Annotated in this window: 15 protein-coding genes; 3 read left to right on the top strand and 12 right to left on the bottom strand. The window is 45.0% G+C overall.

What is annotated here, in order from left to right; all coding sequences use genetic code 11:
- Positions 1–109: 109 nt before the first annotated feature.
- Positions 110–466 carry a DUF4156 domain-containing protein gene (locus IEY18_RS07410; RefSeq protein ID WP_188919381.1) on the bottom strand — a complete coding sequence of 119 codons (357 nt, stop codon included), beginning with the start codon at positions 464–466 and terminating at the stop codon, positions 110–112.
- A gap of 503 nt (positions 467–969) precedes the next feature.
- Here IEY18_RS07410 and bla point away from each other — a divergent pair.
- Positions 970–1,689, top strand: coding sequence for a subclass B1 metallo-beta-lactamase (bla, locus tag IEY18_RS07405; RefSeq protein ID WP_188920011.1), 720 nt, complete (start codon positions 970–972; stop codon positions 1,687–1,689).
- A gap of 429 nt (positions 1,690–2,118) precedes the next feature.
- On the opposite strand, the gene grcA is transcribed toward bla, so the two are convergent.
- On the bottom strand, positions 2,119–2,493 hold the full coding sequence (gene grcA / locus IEY18_RS07400; RefSeq protein WP_188919379.1) for an autonomous glycyl radical cofactor GrcA: 375 nt from the start codon (positions 2,491–2,493) through the stop codon (positions 2,119–2,121).
- Positions 2,494–3,354: 861 nt separating this feature from the next.
- Complete coding sequence (locus IEY18_RS07395) at positions 3,355–4,254, bottom strand: LysR family transcriptional regulator (RefSeq protein WP_188919377.1); 900 nt, start codon at positions 4,252–4,254, stop codon at positions 3,355–3,357.
- Positions 4,255–4,894: 640 nt separating this feature from the next.
- Here IEY18_RS07395 and IEY18_RS07390 point away from each other — a divergent pair.
- Positions 4,895–5,320, top strand: coding sequence for a hypothetical protein (locus tag IEY18_RS07390; RefSeq protein ID WP_188919375.1), 426 nt, complete (start codon positions 4,895–4,897; stop codon positions 5,318–5,320).
- The gene (locus IEY18_RS07385) at positions 5,313–5,507 is read left to right on the top strand and encodes a hypothetical protein (RefSeq protein WP_188919373.1); all 195 of its coding nucleotides are present in this window, start codon (positions 5,313–5,315) and stop codon (positions 5,505–5,507) included. Before IEY18_RS07390 ends, IEY18_RS07385 begins: the two co-directional genes overlap by 8 nt.
- A gap of 27 nt (positions 5,508–5,534) precedes the next feature.
- Here the strand turns inward: IEY18_RS07385 and IEY18_RS07380 are convergent, their stop codons facing one another.
- The 9 genes from IEY18_RS07380 to IEY18_RS07340 form a co-directional block, all read right to left on the bottom strand.
- A complete protein-coding gene (locus IEY18_RS07380) occupies positions 5,535–5,795 on the bottom strand; it encodes a DUF5062 family protein (RefSeq protein WP_188919371.1) in 261 nt (86 codons plus the stop codon).
- Positions 5,796–5,941: 146 nt separating this feature from the next.
- Positions 5,942–6,373, bottom strand: coding sequence for a nitrate reductase cytochrome c-type subunit (locus IEY18_RS07375; RefSeq protein WP_188919369.1), 432 nt, complete (start codon positions 6,371–6,373; stop codon positions 5,942–5,944).
- Positions 6,370–7,284 carry a quinol dehydrogenase ferredoxin subunit NapH gene (gene napH, locus IEY18_RS07370; RefSeq protein ID WP_188919367.1) on the bottom strand — a complete coding sequence of 305 codons (915 nt, stop codon included), beginning with the start codon at positions 7,282–7,284 and terminating at the stop codon, positions 6,370–6,372. The genes IEY18_RS07375 and napH overlap by 4 nt, the downstream gene beginning before the upstream one ends.
- Positions 7,281–8,015: a ferredoxin-type protein NapG gene (napG, locus tag IEY18_RS07365; protein WP_188919365.1), complete on the bottom strand. Its 735-nt coding sequence runs from the start codon at positions 8,013–8,015 to the stop codon at positions 7,281–7,283. The genes napH and napG overlap by 4 nt, the downstream gene beginning before the upstream one ends.
- Positions 8,016–8,052: 37 nt before the next feature.
- The gene (napA, locus tag IEY18_RS07360) at positions 8,053–10,533 is read right to left on the bottom strand and encodes a nitrate reductase catalytic subunit NapA (RefSeq protein WP_188919362.1); all 2,481 of its coding nucleotides are present in this window, start codon (positions 10,531–10,533) and stop codon (positions 8,053–8,055) included.
- Positions 10,530–10,799: a chaperone NapD gene (locus IEY18_RS07355; RefSeq protein WP_188919360.1), complete on the bottom strand. Its 270-nt coding sequence runs from the start codon at positions 10,797–10,799 to the stop codon at positions 10,530–10,532. Before IEY18_RS07355 ends, napA begins: the two co-directional genes overlap by 4 nt.
- A gap of 411 nt (positions 10,800–11,210) precedes the next feature.
- On the bottom strand, positions 11,211–12,353 hold the full coding sequence (locus IEY18_RS07350) for a lipocalin-like domain-containing protein (protein WP_229779777.1): 1,143 nt from the start codon (positions 12,351–12,353) through the stop codon (positions 11,211–11,213).
- A gap of 19 nt (positions 12,354–12,372) precedes the next feature.
- Positions 12,373–14,970 (bottom strand): ABC transporter permease, encoded by a 2,598-nt coding sequence (locus IEY18_RS07345; protein WP_188919356.1) that lies wholly within the window; start codon positions 14,968–14,970, stop codon positions 12,373–12,375.
- The gene (locus IEY18_RS07340; protein WP_188919354.1) at positions 14,963–15,631 is read right to left on the bottom strand and encodes an ABC transporter ATP-binding protein; all 669 of its coding nucleotides are present in this window, start codon (positions 15,629–15,631) and stop codon (positions 14,963–14,965) included. Before IEY18_RS07340 ends, IEY18_RS07345 begins: the two co-directional genes overlap by 8 nt.
- Positions 15,632–15,876: the final 245 nt, after the last annotated feature.

The following is a 15,876-nucleotide window of genomic DNA, read 5'->3' as shown; positions in this document are numbered from 1 at the left end:
TTAAAAGTTAAAAGCCGACTCAAATGAGTCGGCTTTTTGTTTGCAGGTAACTGGCGCTTCAATGTAGGGCTGTTCATAAGTTAACAAGTGAATTAAACCTGTTTTGTATCTAGTACGAACATTTATAGGCTTTGCCGACGCCGGTAGTATTTGTCGTTCCTAAAGAACCATGCGCATTAGTATTTTGTAAGTCTTGGATATAAACTAGATTCCCCCCCAGCTTATATGCTTCATTTCTTAGCTCATTTCTGGCACCAATTATAAGATCTTTATTTGAAGTGAGGTCACCTGTGAGCCAGTTTCCTTGAGAGCCAACAACCTCACCGAGGAACTTACATTGACTCTGATCGGGTCGTTCATTCACTAACTCTACTGTTTCGGCTCCGGGCACGGTTTGTTTCGCGGTACAACCAAAAAGAGATAAACCAACAACTGTAAATACGACTGCATTTAATACTACTTTCATTCGACCCTCATTACCTAAATAGAAAACTAAATAAGACTTAAGCGGATTTAATTCGCCTTGCATTGTTTTGTTAATCAAAAGCTATAATTTCGTTACTTTTTTTACAATGCAATTATTCGAAAATAAGTCCAAAGTATGAAGCGATAGCTTTCTCAAAATATTGTGCTGGATACATAAGTCAGGATTACTATTCAATCCACTGTTTTTCAGTCGATTCTAGCAACTCTTAATTGACCAAACAGGGTTTAGGTCATGCACTAAAGTTATGTTTTCATGATTCAAAAATGCACATTAAGCTGTAGCTACCTATTTAATATGCCTATTCATGGATGATTAGCAGTTCTTGATTTCTTGAACATGTTTATCCACGCTTTATTTGTGTAAACGCATGCAAATTGGAGGACTATGTGATTTAAAAACGGCTGCCTGTGTTAGAGTATTCTGTGGTTTAAACGTGTGAGTAATGCCACTGATGAACGATTGAATGGTGGGAGAATGTTGTGATGATAAGAAATATTTTTATCGTATTTTGGCTCTTTTCAGTAGTTGCTTCAGCAGATGAACAGTCGTTAAAAATTAAAAAAATCGCAGACAATGTCTATCAGCACGTTTCCTACCAAACCATAGAGCCTTGGGGAATGGTCAGTGCATCAGGGCTAATTGTTGTGGATGGAAAGGACGCATATATTATCGATACTCCTTGGTCACAAGGAGATACACAACAGCTCGTGAATTGGATTGAGTCAAAAGGGTTCTATCCTAAAAGCGCAATAATCACTCACTTTCATGAAGACGCGAGCGGTGGTTTATCATTTCTGAACCAATCTAGAGTTAAGACCTATGCGACCGCGAAAACGAACGATCTTCTACGAATAAAAGGCAGAGAACCAGCCAATAGTGAAATTACCAGTAGTACATTTCAGTTGGTGAGCGATGCCATTGAAATATTTTATCCTGGAGCAGGACATACCGTAGACAATGTAGTTGTTTGGCTGCCTCAAAAAAGCATTCTATTTGGGGGGTGTTTTGTTAAAAGCTTGGAAAGCAAAAGTTTGGGGAATACAGAAGATGCTTCTGTTCAAGCATGGCCAGATTCAATTCAAAATGTAATTCAAAAATACCCGAACATTGAAGTCGTCGTGCCAGGGCATGGCAAAGCTGGAGATATAGAGTTACTAAGGCACACCGAGAAACTGGCTTTAAAGATACAATCTCTTCAATAAGAGGTTACAGTGGCACCGTGGTTTAGACTGTGGTTTTGAGTGCCTATGGCAATGAGCCGAATTTTACCCAGCAAGACCAGAGGAATGCAGCAGTTGATTGCAAAGACCAGCATTGCTTCGGTAGTAGTATGCCATTTTAAGTATAGCTTTCGTTTTCCTTTGCATTCGTTTTGACAAATTTCTTGCTTGGTATTCCTTGGGTTTCAGTTATTGCTTGGTTTCTTCGAAATATTTTGGTTTGAATGGCTTGTGGTGGTTGGTCATTGCCTGTCTATTTCCCCTTTGATTAAACTAGAAAACCCAAAGATAAATAGGTTCGAGTTGTATATCGTTTCGTCACTATAGAAAGCCTTATCTGGTCGTAAAAAAAATCGCAGCGTAAGCTGCGATTTTTCTGGGGATTTGGGGGTTACGCTCGGAGCGTAGAGATTACATAGAAGCAGTGAAAGTACGCTTAATGATATCTTGTTGCTGCTCAGGCGTTAGCGAGTTGAAGCGAACTGCGTAGCCAGATACACGTACCGTTAGCTGTGGGTACTTGTCTGGGTTCTCAATCGCGTCTTCTAGCGTTTCTTTAGTCATCACGTTTACGTTTAGGTGTTGGCCACCTTCGCGCTCTGACTCATTCTTTACAGGCACTTCACGGTACTCAAACTTACCAAGAGAATCAATGCTTACTACTTTGTCAGTTTGCTCTTTATCTTGAGCTGCGACACAACGTGCTTCTTGCTTATCTTGGTCCAATAACCATAGAGAATTTACTAGGTTTGCTTGTTCAGCCTGTGTGATTTGAATTCCAATCATTGTACTACTCCAACAGTGATATTGCGTTTCAGTGAATGTATGTTCATTTCTACCAGTGCTTCCCGATGGTTTCTTTGATTTAAATCAATTTTTGCTCTGTTTGTTTTCGTGGGAATTTGCCGCAAAAACAATGTATTAGCGAAAGCTGTTTTTCTAATGTTAATCAACCACTTGAGTGGTAAGGGTTTTTAAGTGATGGGTGCGTTGTTTAGACCAAGGTCTAGTGTGAAATTGTTGCAGAGATTATTTCTCATGCTCAAGACTGATATTTAATGGATATATCATTTGGGGTAGAGTTTTGTTCGCGGGATCGATTTGGATCTCAAGAGCGATGAAGTGCAATGCCGTTTTGGAATGTATCTATGCATGAGTGTCAGTACTATCTATAAATAGACGCGAGTAAGCCCAAGAAACATAAACAGTTTTACTTGAAGATTAGTGAAATCATTGAGTCTTATTTAGGAAAGAATAAAATATTTTATGCCGATCGCTGTACAAAAAACACACTACTTCATTGATCTATATGCACATTCTTAAATGGAATTTAGTGCATTTAATTAATTCATTGTACCCGTATTGGTTTACCGATTATTGTGTTAAACATCATCAATGAATGACCCCATTGATGAAAAGGTTTAAGTTGTTTCGACGTGTGTTTTATCACTAAGTTAGGCGGAAACTCCCTCAATTTCTGCTAGTGACATACAGAAGGACAACGAAGCAAGGAATGCTAGCTGGTTTTGTCATCACCCCCAGCGAAAGCCTTGCAAAGTTATATTACGTTGGTTGCGTTATATTGATTAGTTGGCTAGAGGCTACACATACCTCATTCACCCCGAGCTTACCATAGCTCGGGGTTTTTTATGTCTGCGATATTGCTGGGAACTTTTCCTTACCGACATCGATGAGTGCTTTGGCCGCTGGTGTCAGTGGTAAGTTATTTCGCCACATGAGGGCAATATCCCATGCCAGTGGTGGCTCCATCGGTTTAAAGTCAAGTTTGTCTTGTGGCAGGCGGTCACAGATCGGTTGGGGTAATAGCGCTAGCCCCATATTTGCCTCGACCATTGCTGCTAGAAAATCCCACTGACCACTTCTGAAAGCAACGTTGAGTTTATAGCCTGCCTCTTTGCTGAGGCGAGAGATCAGCTTCGCCAACGAAAAATCTTCGTTGTAATTGATAAATGGTTGGCTAGCAATATCTTCCCAGGTGAGAAACTCTTTTTCTTTAAAAGGGTTGTCTTTCGGCAAGCAAACCAGCAAAGGGTACCGTACCAGCAGTTGACTAGAGATATGCTCTTCATGGGTCACTGGTAACGCTGTAAACGCGATATCTAAAGTATCGTGGAGTAATGCTTGCTCACAACCAAAGCCTCCGAATTCTTGCATCTGGATCTCTACACCAGGAAACTTTTCTCGGAATCGATTTAATAGACTGATGGTTAGACTGCTCATCATTGGGCAGACGCCTAGGCGTAAACGACCAGTTTTGAGACCGGTGAGATTACTGATATCTTCTTGCAGTCGATGCCATTGCCCAACCATTTGATTGGCACTGTGTTGAAATAGAATCCCAGCTTGGGTCAGTTCAACTTTTTGGTTATTGCGAATGAGTAATTGCTGGCCCAAGGTTTCTTCAAGACGCTGGATCATTTTACTGATTGTGGGCTGAGTGATATAAAGCTGCTCAGCAGCACGGGTAAAGTTACCCGTTTCCACAAGTGTTAAAAAACACTGCAGAGTCTTAATTGGTATATTCATTCTTGATTGGAATCCATGGTATAGAGTTTTTTCATTGTACTAAATTTGGGCTTTTTATTACCGTGAGCCGGATCTAGCCTGCGATTTGTTATTCTGCGATTTCGTGAGGATGGGTCACACTTTTGATTAATTCGAGAGTGTTGTTGTTGTACTTGCCCGCAAAATGACTTTGGTCTAATACCCTCGTTATCTGCACAACTTCCCCTTTAAATTAAGTGATTTTTGGCAACAGCACTAATCCAATCTGCTGTTTTATTAACCTTTTTAGTCACTAACTAGTGCATTCTACATTGGAATGTATGTGATGTGTATTATTCATTTTAAAAATAAACAAGCCGTTGCTATGCTGAATTTATCGATTTGGAGCGGTCAAGCATGCGCAAAGTTGGATGTGCCTGATTCAGACTGTGGTTGGTCATTTGCCCCGAATCGACTCTGTTTAGTTTACTTATTTAGTTGGCTAGAGGCTTAACACCTCATTTCCGCCCCGAGTCTGTATAGACTCGGGGTTTTTTTATCTGTAATAGATCACAGCATATTTTTCATACGTTGTTACCATGGCATTCGGTAACCTTGTCGGATATTGGGTATGCAACGTATGGTTTGCAAAGCAGTTTTTGCTAGTCTCTGTGGTTTATCTATGATGCTAAGCGCCTCTGCTGACGCACTCATTGACGGTAACCAACATGCGGATGTTTTTCATGAGCGCAAAAGAACAAGCCGTCAAACTCAATATATTGTTCTTTCCCCGCTGAACCCCAGATTCCAATCCATTGATAGAGTGGGTGGTGAACAGATCAACCGCGTCACTGGTATGCTAGTGAAAGAGTGGTGCCATGTGATAGAAGTTATGTCGGATGAAGCTGCGCTGTATTGGACAGTTTCTGGCGACGATGTAATGAGTAAACCCATTCCCCGTGATAGCAAGAGTGTCGAGCAGGCATTGGTGTGCACTTTCGCCGATGAAGCCTTTTACCATATCGAGTTTTCAGCACATCCCATGGCAAGTTATCAACTAAATATTCAAATCTTTGAAAAGTGTCGTACAGGAGTCGATTGTGAATAATCTACAAGAGCAAAATGAGCGCTTGCATATTCAATTGGCGCAAACGGAATCTTTATTAGAAGAGGCGATTTCAATGTTGGAATCGATGAGTTGTGAGCTTCGATTTCGTGGTTGTGAGAATAATCATAAACTGGTGCGTCGCGCTCGCATCTTTAAACAGAGGTTTGAAGAAGATCGTAAGCTTTAAGCTGGTGATCTTCCACCGGTGCGATGATCAGTTCAGTAGTTCGTGGGTCTCTGGCAGTTGTTTGGCTATCCACACAACCAAACGGTGTTTCATACCTGGTCCATCTTCTTTATCTTTTGGTAGGGGTTGGATCAGTTGGTCTTTTATCAAGAGTCTGTAGATACATTCCACTTTGTCTTTGACTGAAATTCCAGGGTCAAACTCGGCATACCCGCGCTTTTTTGCATAGCCAGTACCAATTTCCAGTGCGAGCTTTAACAGTTGTGCTTCGTGCTTATATTTCTTCATTGAAGGGGCACCTCTCAACGTTAATCTTGACTCTAAAATAAACCAATTGAATGACTTAGCAAGTACTTTCGCTTGTATATGAAAAAGCCACCTCAAATGAGGTGGCTTTTGTTCAATAAAGGCTCATATTGCAAGGAGCCTTGCAATTATTTAGTTGAGAATACGTTCTCAACAATTGCTTGCTTGTTGTCTGCTTGGGCAACGTGACACTGAGTACAGAAATAGTTCTGACCGTTCAGTTTACCTTGTGCATTCACAACGTGAGACTTTGCAACTGGTGTAGCTTTCATTTTCTCTGCTTTGTCCCAGCTATGACAAGTCATACACTTATTCTGGTTCAGACCGATTGTGTAATCGTCTCTGTGTGGAATGAGTGGTGGCTGCTCAATGTAGTTACGCTCAATCGACATTCCGCGTTTCGGGTAAGTCGGCATTGCATCAGCAGGACGTACATCTGTAATTTGGCTATCGCCAGCAAGTGAGGCAACGTTCACAGGTTTAGCTTGAGGCTCAGCTTGTTGGCCGGTACAAGCGCTGACTGCCAACATGAGCGCGGCTAAAGTGAGTACTTTTTTCATTGGTTGTTCTCCGCCTTTAGGGCAATTCGATTTAGATCTCGTTGTTGAAATCGGTTTTTATACTGAAATACGCGAGGCGCACAAACATCGATACATCGTCCGCAGAGGGTGCAATCACTGTCCATTATCATGGGTTGGGTACTGCCTTTCTTGAGTACAGGTTTTAGCACCTGACGCTCAGGGCAAACAGTGAAACAATCCATACAGTTATCGCAAGCCTCAGCATTAACCGCAGAGACTTTGATTGGACTCGTTTTGCCAATCAGGGAAAACATGGCACCTGTAGGACACAAATGGCTGCACCAAGCTCGTTCAACAACAAGTAAATCGAGCAAGAAGATGGCAGCAAGAATCCACAAACCGCTACCTGCACTAAACAAAATGGCTCGGTATACGATGGGAACAGGGTTGGCCCATTCCCAGACCGTAAAACCGGTCAAAATTGGTAGTATCAGGACTAACGCCAGTAGGTAATAACGTAAGTTTCTTGGCATCTCGCTGGTGCGAGGGAGCTTGAGTTTACGTCTTATCCAGCTTGCACAGTCGGTAATAATATTGACTGGGCAAACCCAGCTACAAAAGGTGCGACCACCAACCACGGCATAAAATGCAATGATAATGGCTGCGCCAATTAACAGCGTCACTTCCGGCCAATGTCCTGTGAGTAACACTTGCATTGTTACTAACGGATCAGTGAGTGGAATAACCCCAAGTAGCTCGCTGGAAGAGAGGTTTCCTTTGAAGAACCAAAGGCCAAACCAAGGGCCTATGGCAAATAAGGCAAGTACCAGCAGTTGCGATAAGCGGCGTAAGATTAAAAACTTATGCGCGCCCCACCAGCCCAGTTCATCAACTGCGGCTTGGGCAAACTTGTCTGACTTTGTTTGGCTATTGGCGATGTTCTTACTCATATCGATAGCCCCTTATTTAACATCTCTAGTGTTGTTTTTTCTGTGTTTTCGTAGGTGTCATGTGCCGCGGAACGACCCAAGGCAACTTTTGCAGGCAATACTTTGATAACCGCTTCTTCCGTAACGCAAGCTCGTTCGCATTTACCGCAGCCAGTACAAGTATCACTGTTGACAGTAGGAAGGAACATCGCGTGGTGACCACTTTTGTGGTTACGTTGGCGTTCTAGGGTTATCGCGTTGTCGATTAACGGGCAAACCCGGTAACAAACATCACATCGTAAGCCTTTAAAGTTGAGACAATTCTTCTCATCAATCAGAACTGCAATACCCATTTTTGAGTCATCGATATCCTCAAGACTGTGGTCTAGCGCGCCCGAAGGACAAACTTTGACACAGGGAATATCGTCACACATCTCACAAGGTATTTCGCGTGCAGTAAAGAAAGGTGTTCCTGTGGCTGCGCCTTCAAACCAGCGGGCTAGTTTTAGGGTGTCGTAAGGGCAAGCCTCGACACATAAGCCACAGCGAACACAAGATGAGAGGAAGTCCTCTTCATCAAGGGCGCCAGGAGGACGAATAGCAAACGGGTCTCTTTGGCTCGACTGTGTCGCCGTTGCCGTCAACCCTAAACCAACCAAGCCCATGACACAGCCAGCTTTGGCTGATGTCGCGAGGAACTTGCGACGATTAAAGTCGCTTGCCTTGGTTGATTTACTATTCGTGTTACTCATGACTAATTTCTCTTTGTTTATGCGTTTAAGTTAAAACTTAGGCCTTCATAACCTTAACTGGACACTTCTTGAAATCTGTCTCTTTCGACAGTGGATCAGTTGCATCTAGAATAAGTTTGTTGACCAATTGACGCGCATCGAAGAACGGCATAAATACTAAGCCTACTGGTGGCTTGTTACGGCCCTTCGTTTCAACACGAGTTCTCACTTCGCCACGTGGAGAAGCAACAATCACTTCGTCGCCACGTTTCAGACCACGCTTACGCGCATCTTCTGGGTGCATAAATACTTGTGCATCAGCATATGCACGTTGCAGCTCAGGTACACGTGCAGTCATTGAAGCTGTATGCCAATGCTCAAGGACACGACCTGTAGACATCCATAGATCGTATTCTTCGTTTGGAGACTCAGCAGCTGGCTCATATGGCAGTGCGAAGATAACCGCTTTCTTGTCTGGCTTACCGTAGAAGCTAAAGTCTTCACCTGGCTTCACATATGGATCGCCTTGTACGAAGCGACGTAGTGTTTCTTTGCCGTTCACAACAGGCCAGCGTAGACCGCGACCCGCGTGGTAAGTATCAAAGTCAGCAAGGTCATGCTTATGACCGCGCGTGAACTGTGCATACTCTTCGTATAGACCTTTTTGAACATAGAAGCCGAAATCTTCAGACTCTTCGTTCATGTCGCCTTTACAGTCAGAAACAGGGAACTTATCAACAACACCGTTAGCAAATAGCACGTCATATAGAGTCTTATCTGCATACTCAGGCTTCTTCGCAATAAGCTCTGCTGGCCATACTTCAGATACTTTGAAGCGCTTCGAGAACTCAACAAGCTGCCACAAGTCAGACTTCGCGCCGTCATGTGCTTTCACTTGCTGGTGCCACATTTGTGTACGACGCTCAGCGTTACCGTATGCACCTTCTTTCTCTACCCACATTGCTGTTGGTAGAATCAAGTCAGCGGCAGTTGCAGTGACTGTTGGGTATGGGTCAGAAACAACAATGAAGTTTTCTGGGTTACGGAAACCTGGGTAGATTTCATCGTTGATGTTTGGTCCCGCTTGCATGTTGTTGGTACACATTGTCCAGTAACAGTTCAGCTTGCCATCTTTCAACATACGGCTTTGCAATACAGCGTGGTAACCAGGCTTCGGCGGAATCGTTCCTTCAGGAAGTTGCCATAGCTTCTCAGTCAGATCACGGTGTGGCTTCTTCTTCACAACCATGTCAGCAGGTAGACGGTGTGCGAATGTACCCACTTCACGTGCAGTACCACAAGCAGAAGGCTGACCTGTTAGAGAGAATGGACTGTTACCTGGAGTCGAGATCTTACCGGTTAGCAAGTGGATGTTGTACAACATGTTGTTGGTCCAAACACCACGAGTATGCTGGTTTACACCCATTGTCCATAAGCTCATAACTTTTTGCTTAGGATCAGCATAAGCTTTAGCAAGCTTGAGTAGGTTCTCAGCTGGAACCTTACTCATCTTCGCTGCGTACTCAAGGGTGTAAGTGCTTACAAACTTTGCGTACTCATCGAAAGAAATAGGCTTAGACTTACCATTACCTGGGTTCTTCGCTGCTTTCTCAAGTGGATGATCAGGACGTAGGCCATAACCGATATCAGTTGTACCTTTTACAAACTTCGTGTGTTTCTTAACGAAGTCTTTGTTCACGCCACCATTTTGGATAATGTAGTTGGCAATGAAGTTCAGAATGATCATGTCAGTCTGTGGCTCGAATACCATTGGGTTATCGGCCAAGTCGAAGCTACGGTTTTCGTACGTCGAAAGAACGTGAACACGAGCATCTTTATTGCTTAGACGGCGGTCAGAGAGGCGAGCCCATAGGATTGGGTGCATTTCTGCCATGTTACAACCCCAAAGCACGAAGTTTTGACCGGCTTCGATATCGTCGTAACAACCCATTGGCTCATCAATACCGAAGGTACGCATAAAGCCACCTACAGCAGACGCCATACAGTGACGTGCGTTTGGATCGATGTTGTTGGTACGGAAACCAGCTTTATGAAGCTTAGACGCTGCGTATCCTTCCCAAACTGTCCATTGACCAGAACCAAACATACCTACAGAAGTAGGACCTTTTTTCTGGATAGACTCTTTCCATTTGTCAGCCATGGTATCAAGTGCCACATCCCAGCTTACTGGGGTGAACTCACCTTCCTTGTCATACTTGCCATCCTTCATACGAAGAAGTGGCGAGCTCAGACGGTCTTTACCGTACATGATTTTCGACAGGAAGTAGCCTTTGATACAGTTTAGGCCTTTGTTGACAGGACTTTCTGGGTCACCTTTGGTTGCAACGATGTTGCCCCCTCTGGTGCCAACCAAAACACTACAACCTACACCGCAAAAACGGCAAGGTGCTTTGTCCCACTTGATGTTGTCTTTTTGCTCAGCTGCTTCAACAATCTTAACTGGCAAAGTGACCCCAACAGTGGTTGCAGCGGCTACTGCAGCGTTGGCTTTTAGAAACTCGCGACGGCTAATGCTCATGGTGTTTCCTCACTCTCTTGTTCTAATGGTTCGACTTGGTGGTAGATAAGGCTATTTGATAACACTCCTTTCAGAGCGTTAATTTTTTCTACGTTACTGAGGATGGCTTTTTGTGTTTCACCTTCAAGGGTTACAATCACTTTTCCTTCTTCAGTCACGGCATGAATTTCTGTGCCTGGAAGGGCACGGATTTCCGAAGAAACCTCAGACATGGCTTCTGGTGTGACAAGCACTACTAGACTGCTGACGTGGTATTCCTGGGTCATCTCTTGCTTTTCACCTTTTTTCTTTTAAACGATAGGTAACCAATTTAGTTCACTAGACTCTGGATTAGTAAGAGCTAAATAAGCATAGTCGGTTCTATCAAGAATAGAATTTAGTCTAGACCTCATAGAAATTGTGGGTATACCTCACAAGAGGTATTAGGGGTATATATAGATCGAGATCATATTTTTATGTGTGATCTAAATCGCAGATTGAAATTTAGACTAATGCTTTCGCAAAGCCTTATTTAGTTGGGGGTTTGTTTAGGATTGGAACAAAGACGTTAAACAGGTGTTAGCCAAGGCTGGAATGAGAATGGTTCACATTTTTGGTGCCACTTTAGTCGTATAAGACTAAAGTTATAGTGTGTGCTAGATCACGACAAAAAATAAATTTGTAATAGAAAGAAGCATCTACTTTTCGTAGCCGGTGAGTTCCATATAACCATTGCCTTGATGGCTACCGCGAACCTCGATTGGACCTTCCCAATACTGTGTGCTTAAAGGCATCGCAGAATTTACATTTAATGGCTCAATTGTTACATCAATGTTTTGTGAGGCAATCGCAATACGCCAGTTGACCGGGTAACGACCTTGGTCGGTTTCATGCCATTGTCGAACTTGCATCATAATGTCACCGTGACTGATGTTTTCCCCGCGACCATCGGCATACATTCTGCGACCACTATAAAACACTTTTTCGCCCCGCAACTGAAACAACATCAAAGCACTGCCATCATTGAGGCGTAATGCAAACCAATCCCAACCTTGCTGGCTGCGTGTTAAAAATTGCGAGCTCCATTCTCGGTCAAGCCAACCTTTACCATGGACCTTTTGCGTGTTGCCATTGAGGGTCATTGTTCCCGAAATGTCGATAAACGGCTGACTATAATAGTAAGAAGCAACCTTACCGTTGGCGGTTTTGATGCTGTATCCTGCATCTCCTTGTAATTGCAGTGGGGACTGGCTATCGAGTTGCAATTGATAGGCAAAGGCTTGGTCTTGTACTTCAAGTGTTGCAGGGAATAGTGCCTCGCTCTGGCTTTGCCAGCGCCAGTTATCGAGTTGAATGGTCAACGGTGTGCTAGATACGCCAGCGATTTGAGGATGCCCACGTGACCATTTTTCAGCAGCCACATGTTGCTTGGGCTGGGTCACTGCCGCGTGTGCCATATAGAGCTGCTGAGTTTGCCACGAGTTGGCTGCAGGCTCTGAAGCAAGATTCGTGTTGTATTCCTGGGAAGGGTTCAAATCCGCTTCATTGGGTGGGAACGGCGTCCCTAAAGCAATTCGAAATTGTGTCCACTGCAGTCCGAGAGGCTCACCTGAGTCAGTGGTTAGGTTGGCGGTGAGGTACCACCATTCAACTTTGTAATCCTCATGGGCTTGATGATCACGTGGGAAGCTTAAATTTGCTTGTGGGCTGACTGTTGCAAAGCCTTGCTGTTGCTGGCTTAAAATTGAGAGCTTACCCTCATCGCGTGTTTGTTGCTGAGGAGAGCATGCACTGACTAGGCTCACTAAGCCTATACTCGTGGTAAGTTGAAGTCGTTTCATAACATTCCGTGGCATCAGACTACATCGCCTCCTGTTGTAGGCTGGCAACTAAGGGACGTCGGGTTTGCCAGTATAAAGGTAGGCTAACCGCAATTGTGCCTGTAGCAAGGGCAATCAGCATCAGCTTCATACACTCCATCCAGCTCCAGACCATTGGAATACTCCAGCCAAATGCTTGTAGCGTGACTTTATGAATTAATAAATAACTTAATGCGTAGCCGGTGGGAATGGCCACGAACGCGCTGAGGCCGATGATTAGTAGCATTTGCCCAAAGACACTGATGCGAATTTGTCGTCGCGTTACACCAAGCGCGTAGAGCCGTGCTAGCGGGGCTTGACGGGATTGGGTCAACATCACCACAGCACTAAATAAACCAATGGCGGCCACGAGCAGCGTTAAGCTATTGAGCACAGATGTAATTGAGAATGTTTTGGCAAACATCTTCATGGCCTGATCTTTAATTTTTCCCTGGCTATAAACATTGGCACTGGAGAGATTATATTGTGCCTGCACTGCTTCGACTAATGGCGTAAAGTCAGCCGTTGTCGTGATGGCAATGCTTTTTAAATATGCTTGATGACCGAGTTGATGCCATAGTGGTTCCGCAATCATTATTTCGCCAAGAGGGTTACCGTAATCAAAAAACACCCCTGCTACAGTGAGTGGGCGAGGCGTATTGTTCTGCCCATTTGCGATGTGCTTTGACATCTGAGGTTTGAGATCCTGATACCAACGGCCAGTCACGTCATCCCAAGCAACTTTATCACCCATGTTTATGCCTTGCTTGATGGCAAGAGGCTCACTAATCAGTATGCTCTCTCCGGCTAAATAGGCAGGCCAAAAGTCATCCAAATGCTCCTTAAGGACAGTGGTGTTGCGCAGGGAGTATTCATCCTGAGTAGTAATATTCGTTGGCTGATCTCGAAATGATATTCGGGCGTTCCACTGTTCAAAAATGCCATTAACCTGTGGATGCCTTTCAAAGTCCTGCTTCAGCTTGGGGAAGTCACTTAAAGCGGGCCTGAAGTAAACATCTGCATGAAGCCGATTGTCGAGCCATTGCCTAAGGGTAATATCGAAACTGCTGACTAAGGTATTCATGGCAATATTGGCGCAAAGAGCCAGTAACATGGCCATCATTGCCAGTGAGAGTGGGGCAATTAGCTCTCGGGTTTCGGCAATACTGTAGTGCAGTAAATTACGCTGCTCAATGCTGAGTCGTATTGTTTGGCTCCACTTGGCTAGAAGCTGGCAACTATATTGCAACGCTAAAGGTAGCAGCATAGGAATAGCGACAATCACCAGCCCCATCAGTAATAAGCTTTGTTTGTAGTGGTTTGAGAAGGGCAGCAGTATGGCGGCGCAGCCGAGCAATACAGTTGCCAGAATAAAGAGTCGTCGGTTTTGTCGCTCAGCGCTACTTTGCAAAGCCACTCTCGTGGCACTGCGCGCTAAAGGTTGGCGGCTGAGCTGCAAATACAGTGGAATACAGGCAAGGCCAGCCGCAACTAAAGTCAGCACGATGGCTTGAAATAACCAACGCCATTGAAATTGCCCTGGCAGAAGCTGTGCGCCATAGAGTTGCTCTAACGTTAGCGCCACCAAAGGCTGCAACCATTGGCTCAGCTGCAAGCCGGTAACAAAACCGACGCAGGAACCCAGGATCACCAGTGCCAATAACTCGGTCAAAAGACCTGCCATCAATGCCTGGCGAGTTACCCCTTGTTGCAGCAATTTTACGAGTAAAGTTTGCCTTTTGAGTAGGGAATAGCGCACGCCGTTATAGGCAATAAAAAGCCCAACAATAAAGGCCAGTAAGCTCATGGCATTGAGATTGAGATGGAAGCTTTGGGTGAGTGCCGTGAGTGCTTCTCCCTGATCTTGTTTTATAAGCCGCAGATGCTGGTCATAACCCTCACCTAAAGCCTGCTGCAGCAGCGTCTCCAGCTGCGGATGTGGGTCGAAGAGGGCGATATAACTTAGGCGGCCCGTTTTACCCAGCAGAGTCTGAGCAAAACTAATATCCGCGACAATATTGTTGCCAAGCCCGAGATCATCATTGACCGAGAGCACCCGAATATCATGCTGCTTGAGCTGCAAGGTGCCATTGGGGGCGGCTCGCTTGGCCAGACTTTGGCTCATCAGCAGCAATGGCTCGCCAGAGAGCAGACGGTTTAAGGGCAGTTGGTTAAAGTTCACTGGCGCTTGGGCTTGCTTGCCATCTGAGTTTTTATTTGTGTCGCTGACCTGACGCTGGGACATGGCGGCGACTAAATCACTGCCGTGCATTTCCCAGCGTTGCCCCTGGCTGTTCTCTAGTACGCCAGTGACGACTGCTAATGGGGTCTGCAGTTGGCTTTGCCTTAGCTTAAAATACCAGGTTTCATCAAGGTCGCCCTGTTGTGCTAGCAGTAAACCCGTGGCGCGCTGACTCAATAGCTCTGTGGATTCACTGTAGCTACGAATAGCATTATCATTGGTGGCTCGCACCCCAACTAACAGTGTGACGGCTAGAACCACGCCAAGCAAGATCCCACCCGCCTGCAATGGAGCATGGCGATAGTGAGCGGCAAATACTCGAGCGCAATGCCAACTAAGGCGCAAAAAATTACTCATGCACAGTGCCTTGGTCTAAATGCCAGCGTCTGGTCATAAAGTTAGCGCAGGTTTCACTATGGGTGACCATTAAGATGCTGGTATTGGCTTCAGCTGCAAGCTGACATAGGAGTGCCATAACTTGCTCACCCGCATTTTGATCTAAATTGCCCGTTGGTTCATCAGCAAGGAGTAATGCCGGTTTGTGGGCAAGGGCGCGAGCAATGGCCACTCTTTGTTGCTGGCCGCCTGAAAGCTGCTCGACTCGGCGGTCCAGAACTGTTGAAAGGCCAAGGGTGTCGATTAGGGTGTCGCACCACGGCTGCCAGCTTTTCCCCAATAGGCTGAGAGGAAAAGTAATATTGTCGCGCACGTTGAGGGGAGAGAGTAGGTTAAACTGCTGGAAAACCATACCAAGCTCAGCGCGGCGAAAGTGGCTCCATTGACGATCTTGCCAATTGTGGGTTTCCTGATCCAATAGCTTAATATGCCCAGCATCTGCATGCTCAAATCCGGCGATAAGATTAAGGAGGGTGCTTTTTCCAGTGCCGCTTGGGCCGGTGAGGGCAACTGTGTCGCCGGTTGCCACAGATAAGTCGACGCCATTTAACACTTGATGACGTTGCTCGCCATCACTAAAGCTTTTGCTTAATCCGGTGATTTCAACAATCGTTTGGCTCATGAAACTCCCTCTTACTCCCTGCCAGTTATGGCTTGAGATTCAGTATACTGGATTCAATTAATGCGCAAAGTGATAAAACACAATTGCTGACGTAATGCTATACGTTGGAATGACTGATTTAGATCCGCGAGCGCAATCGATTGGCTCATTTGTTGGAATGAGCCTGAGTATTTCTGTGGAGCGTCAAGCACAGAGCAGGTTTATGTGTCCTGATGAGCACTCTTGAATTTCGTGAATGCTGGCAT

Source organism: Shewanella gelidii (assembly GCF_014647855.1).
Lineage (GTDB): Bacteria > Pseudomonadota > Gammaproteobacteria > Enterobacterales > Shewanellaceae > Shewanella > Shewanella gelidii.
Note: the sequence above shows the minus strand (reverse complement) of the source record. Positions and strands in the feature narration are given on the sequence as shown.

Bases quoted from the DNA above. Each gene is read 5' to 3' on its own strand.
- IEY18_RS07410 (WP_188919381.1), bottom strand. From the start codon at position 466: ATGAAAGTAGTATTAAATGCAGTCGTATTTACAGTTGTTGGTTTATCT.
- bla (WP_188920011.1), top strand. From the start codon at position 970: ATGATAAGAAATATTTTTATCGTATTTTGGCTCTTTTCAGTAGTTGCT.
- grcA (WP_188919379.1), bottom strand. From the start codon at position 2,493: ATGATTGGAATTCAAATCACACAGGCTGAACAAGCAAACCTAGTAAAT.
- IEY18_RS07395 (WP_188919377.1), bottom strand. From the start codon at position 4,254: ATGAATATACCAATTAAGACTCTGCAGTGTTTTTTAACACTTGTGGAA.
- IEY18_RS07390 (WP_188919375.1), top strand. From the start codon at position 4,895: ATGATGCTAAGCGCCTCTGCTGACGCACTCATTGACGGTAACCAACAT.
- IEY18_RS07380 (WP_188919371.1), bottom strand. From the start codon at position 5,795: ATGAAGAAATATAAGCACGAAGCACAACTGTTAAAGCTCGCACTGGAA.
- IEY18_RS07375 (WP_188919369.1), bottom strand. From the start codon at position 6,373: ATGAAAAAAGTACTCACTTTAGCCGCGCTCATGTTGGCAGTCAGCGCT.
- napH (WP_188919367.1), bottom strand. From the start codon at position 7,284: ATGAGTAAGAACATCGCCAATAGCCAAACAAAGTCAGACAAGTTTGCC.
- napG (WP_188919365.1), bottom strand. From the start codon at position 8,015: ATGAGTAACACGAATAGTAAATCAACCAAGGCAAGCGACTTTAATCGT.
- napA (WP_188919362.1), bottom strand. From the start codon at position 10,533: ATGAGCATTAGCCGTCGCGAGTTTCTAAAAGCCAACGCTGCAGTAGCC.
- IEY18_RS07355 (WP_188919360.1), bottom strand. From the start codon at position 10,799: ATGACCCAGGAATACCACGTCAGCAGTCTAGTAGTGCTTGTCACACCA.
- IEY18_RS07350 (WP_229779777.1), bottom strand. From the start codon at position 12,353: ATGAAACGACTTCAACTTACCACGAGTATAGGCTTAGTGAGCCTAGTC.
- IEY18_RS07345 (WP_188919356.1), bottom strand. From the start codon at position 14,970: ATGAGTAATTTTTTGCGCCTTAGTTGGCATTGCGCTCGAGTATTTGCC.
- IEY18_RS07340 (WP_188919354.1), bottom strand. From the start codon at position 15,631: ATGAGCCAAACGATTGTTGAAATCACCGGATTAAGCAAAAGCTTTAGT.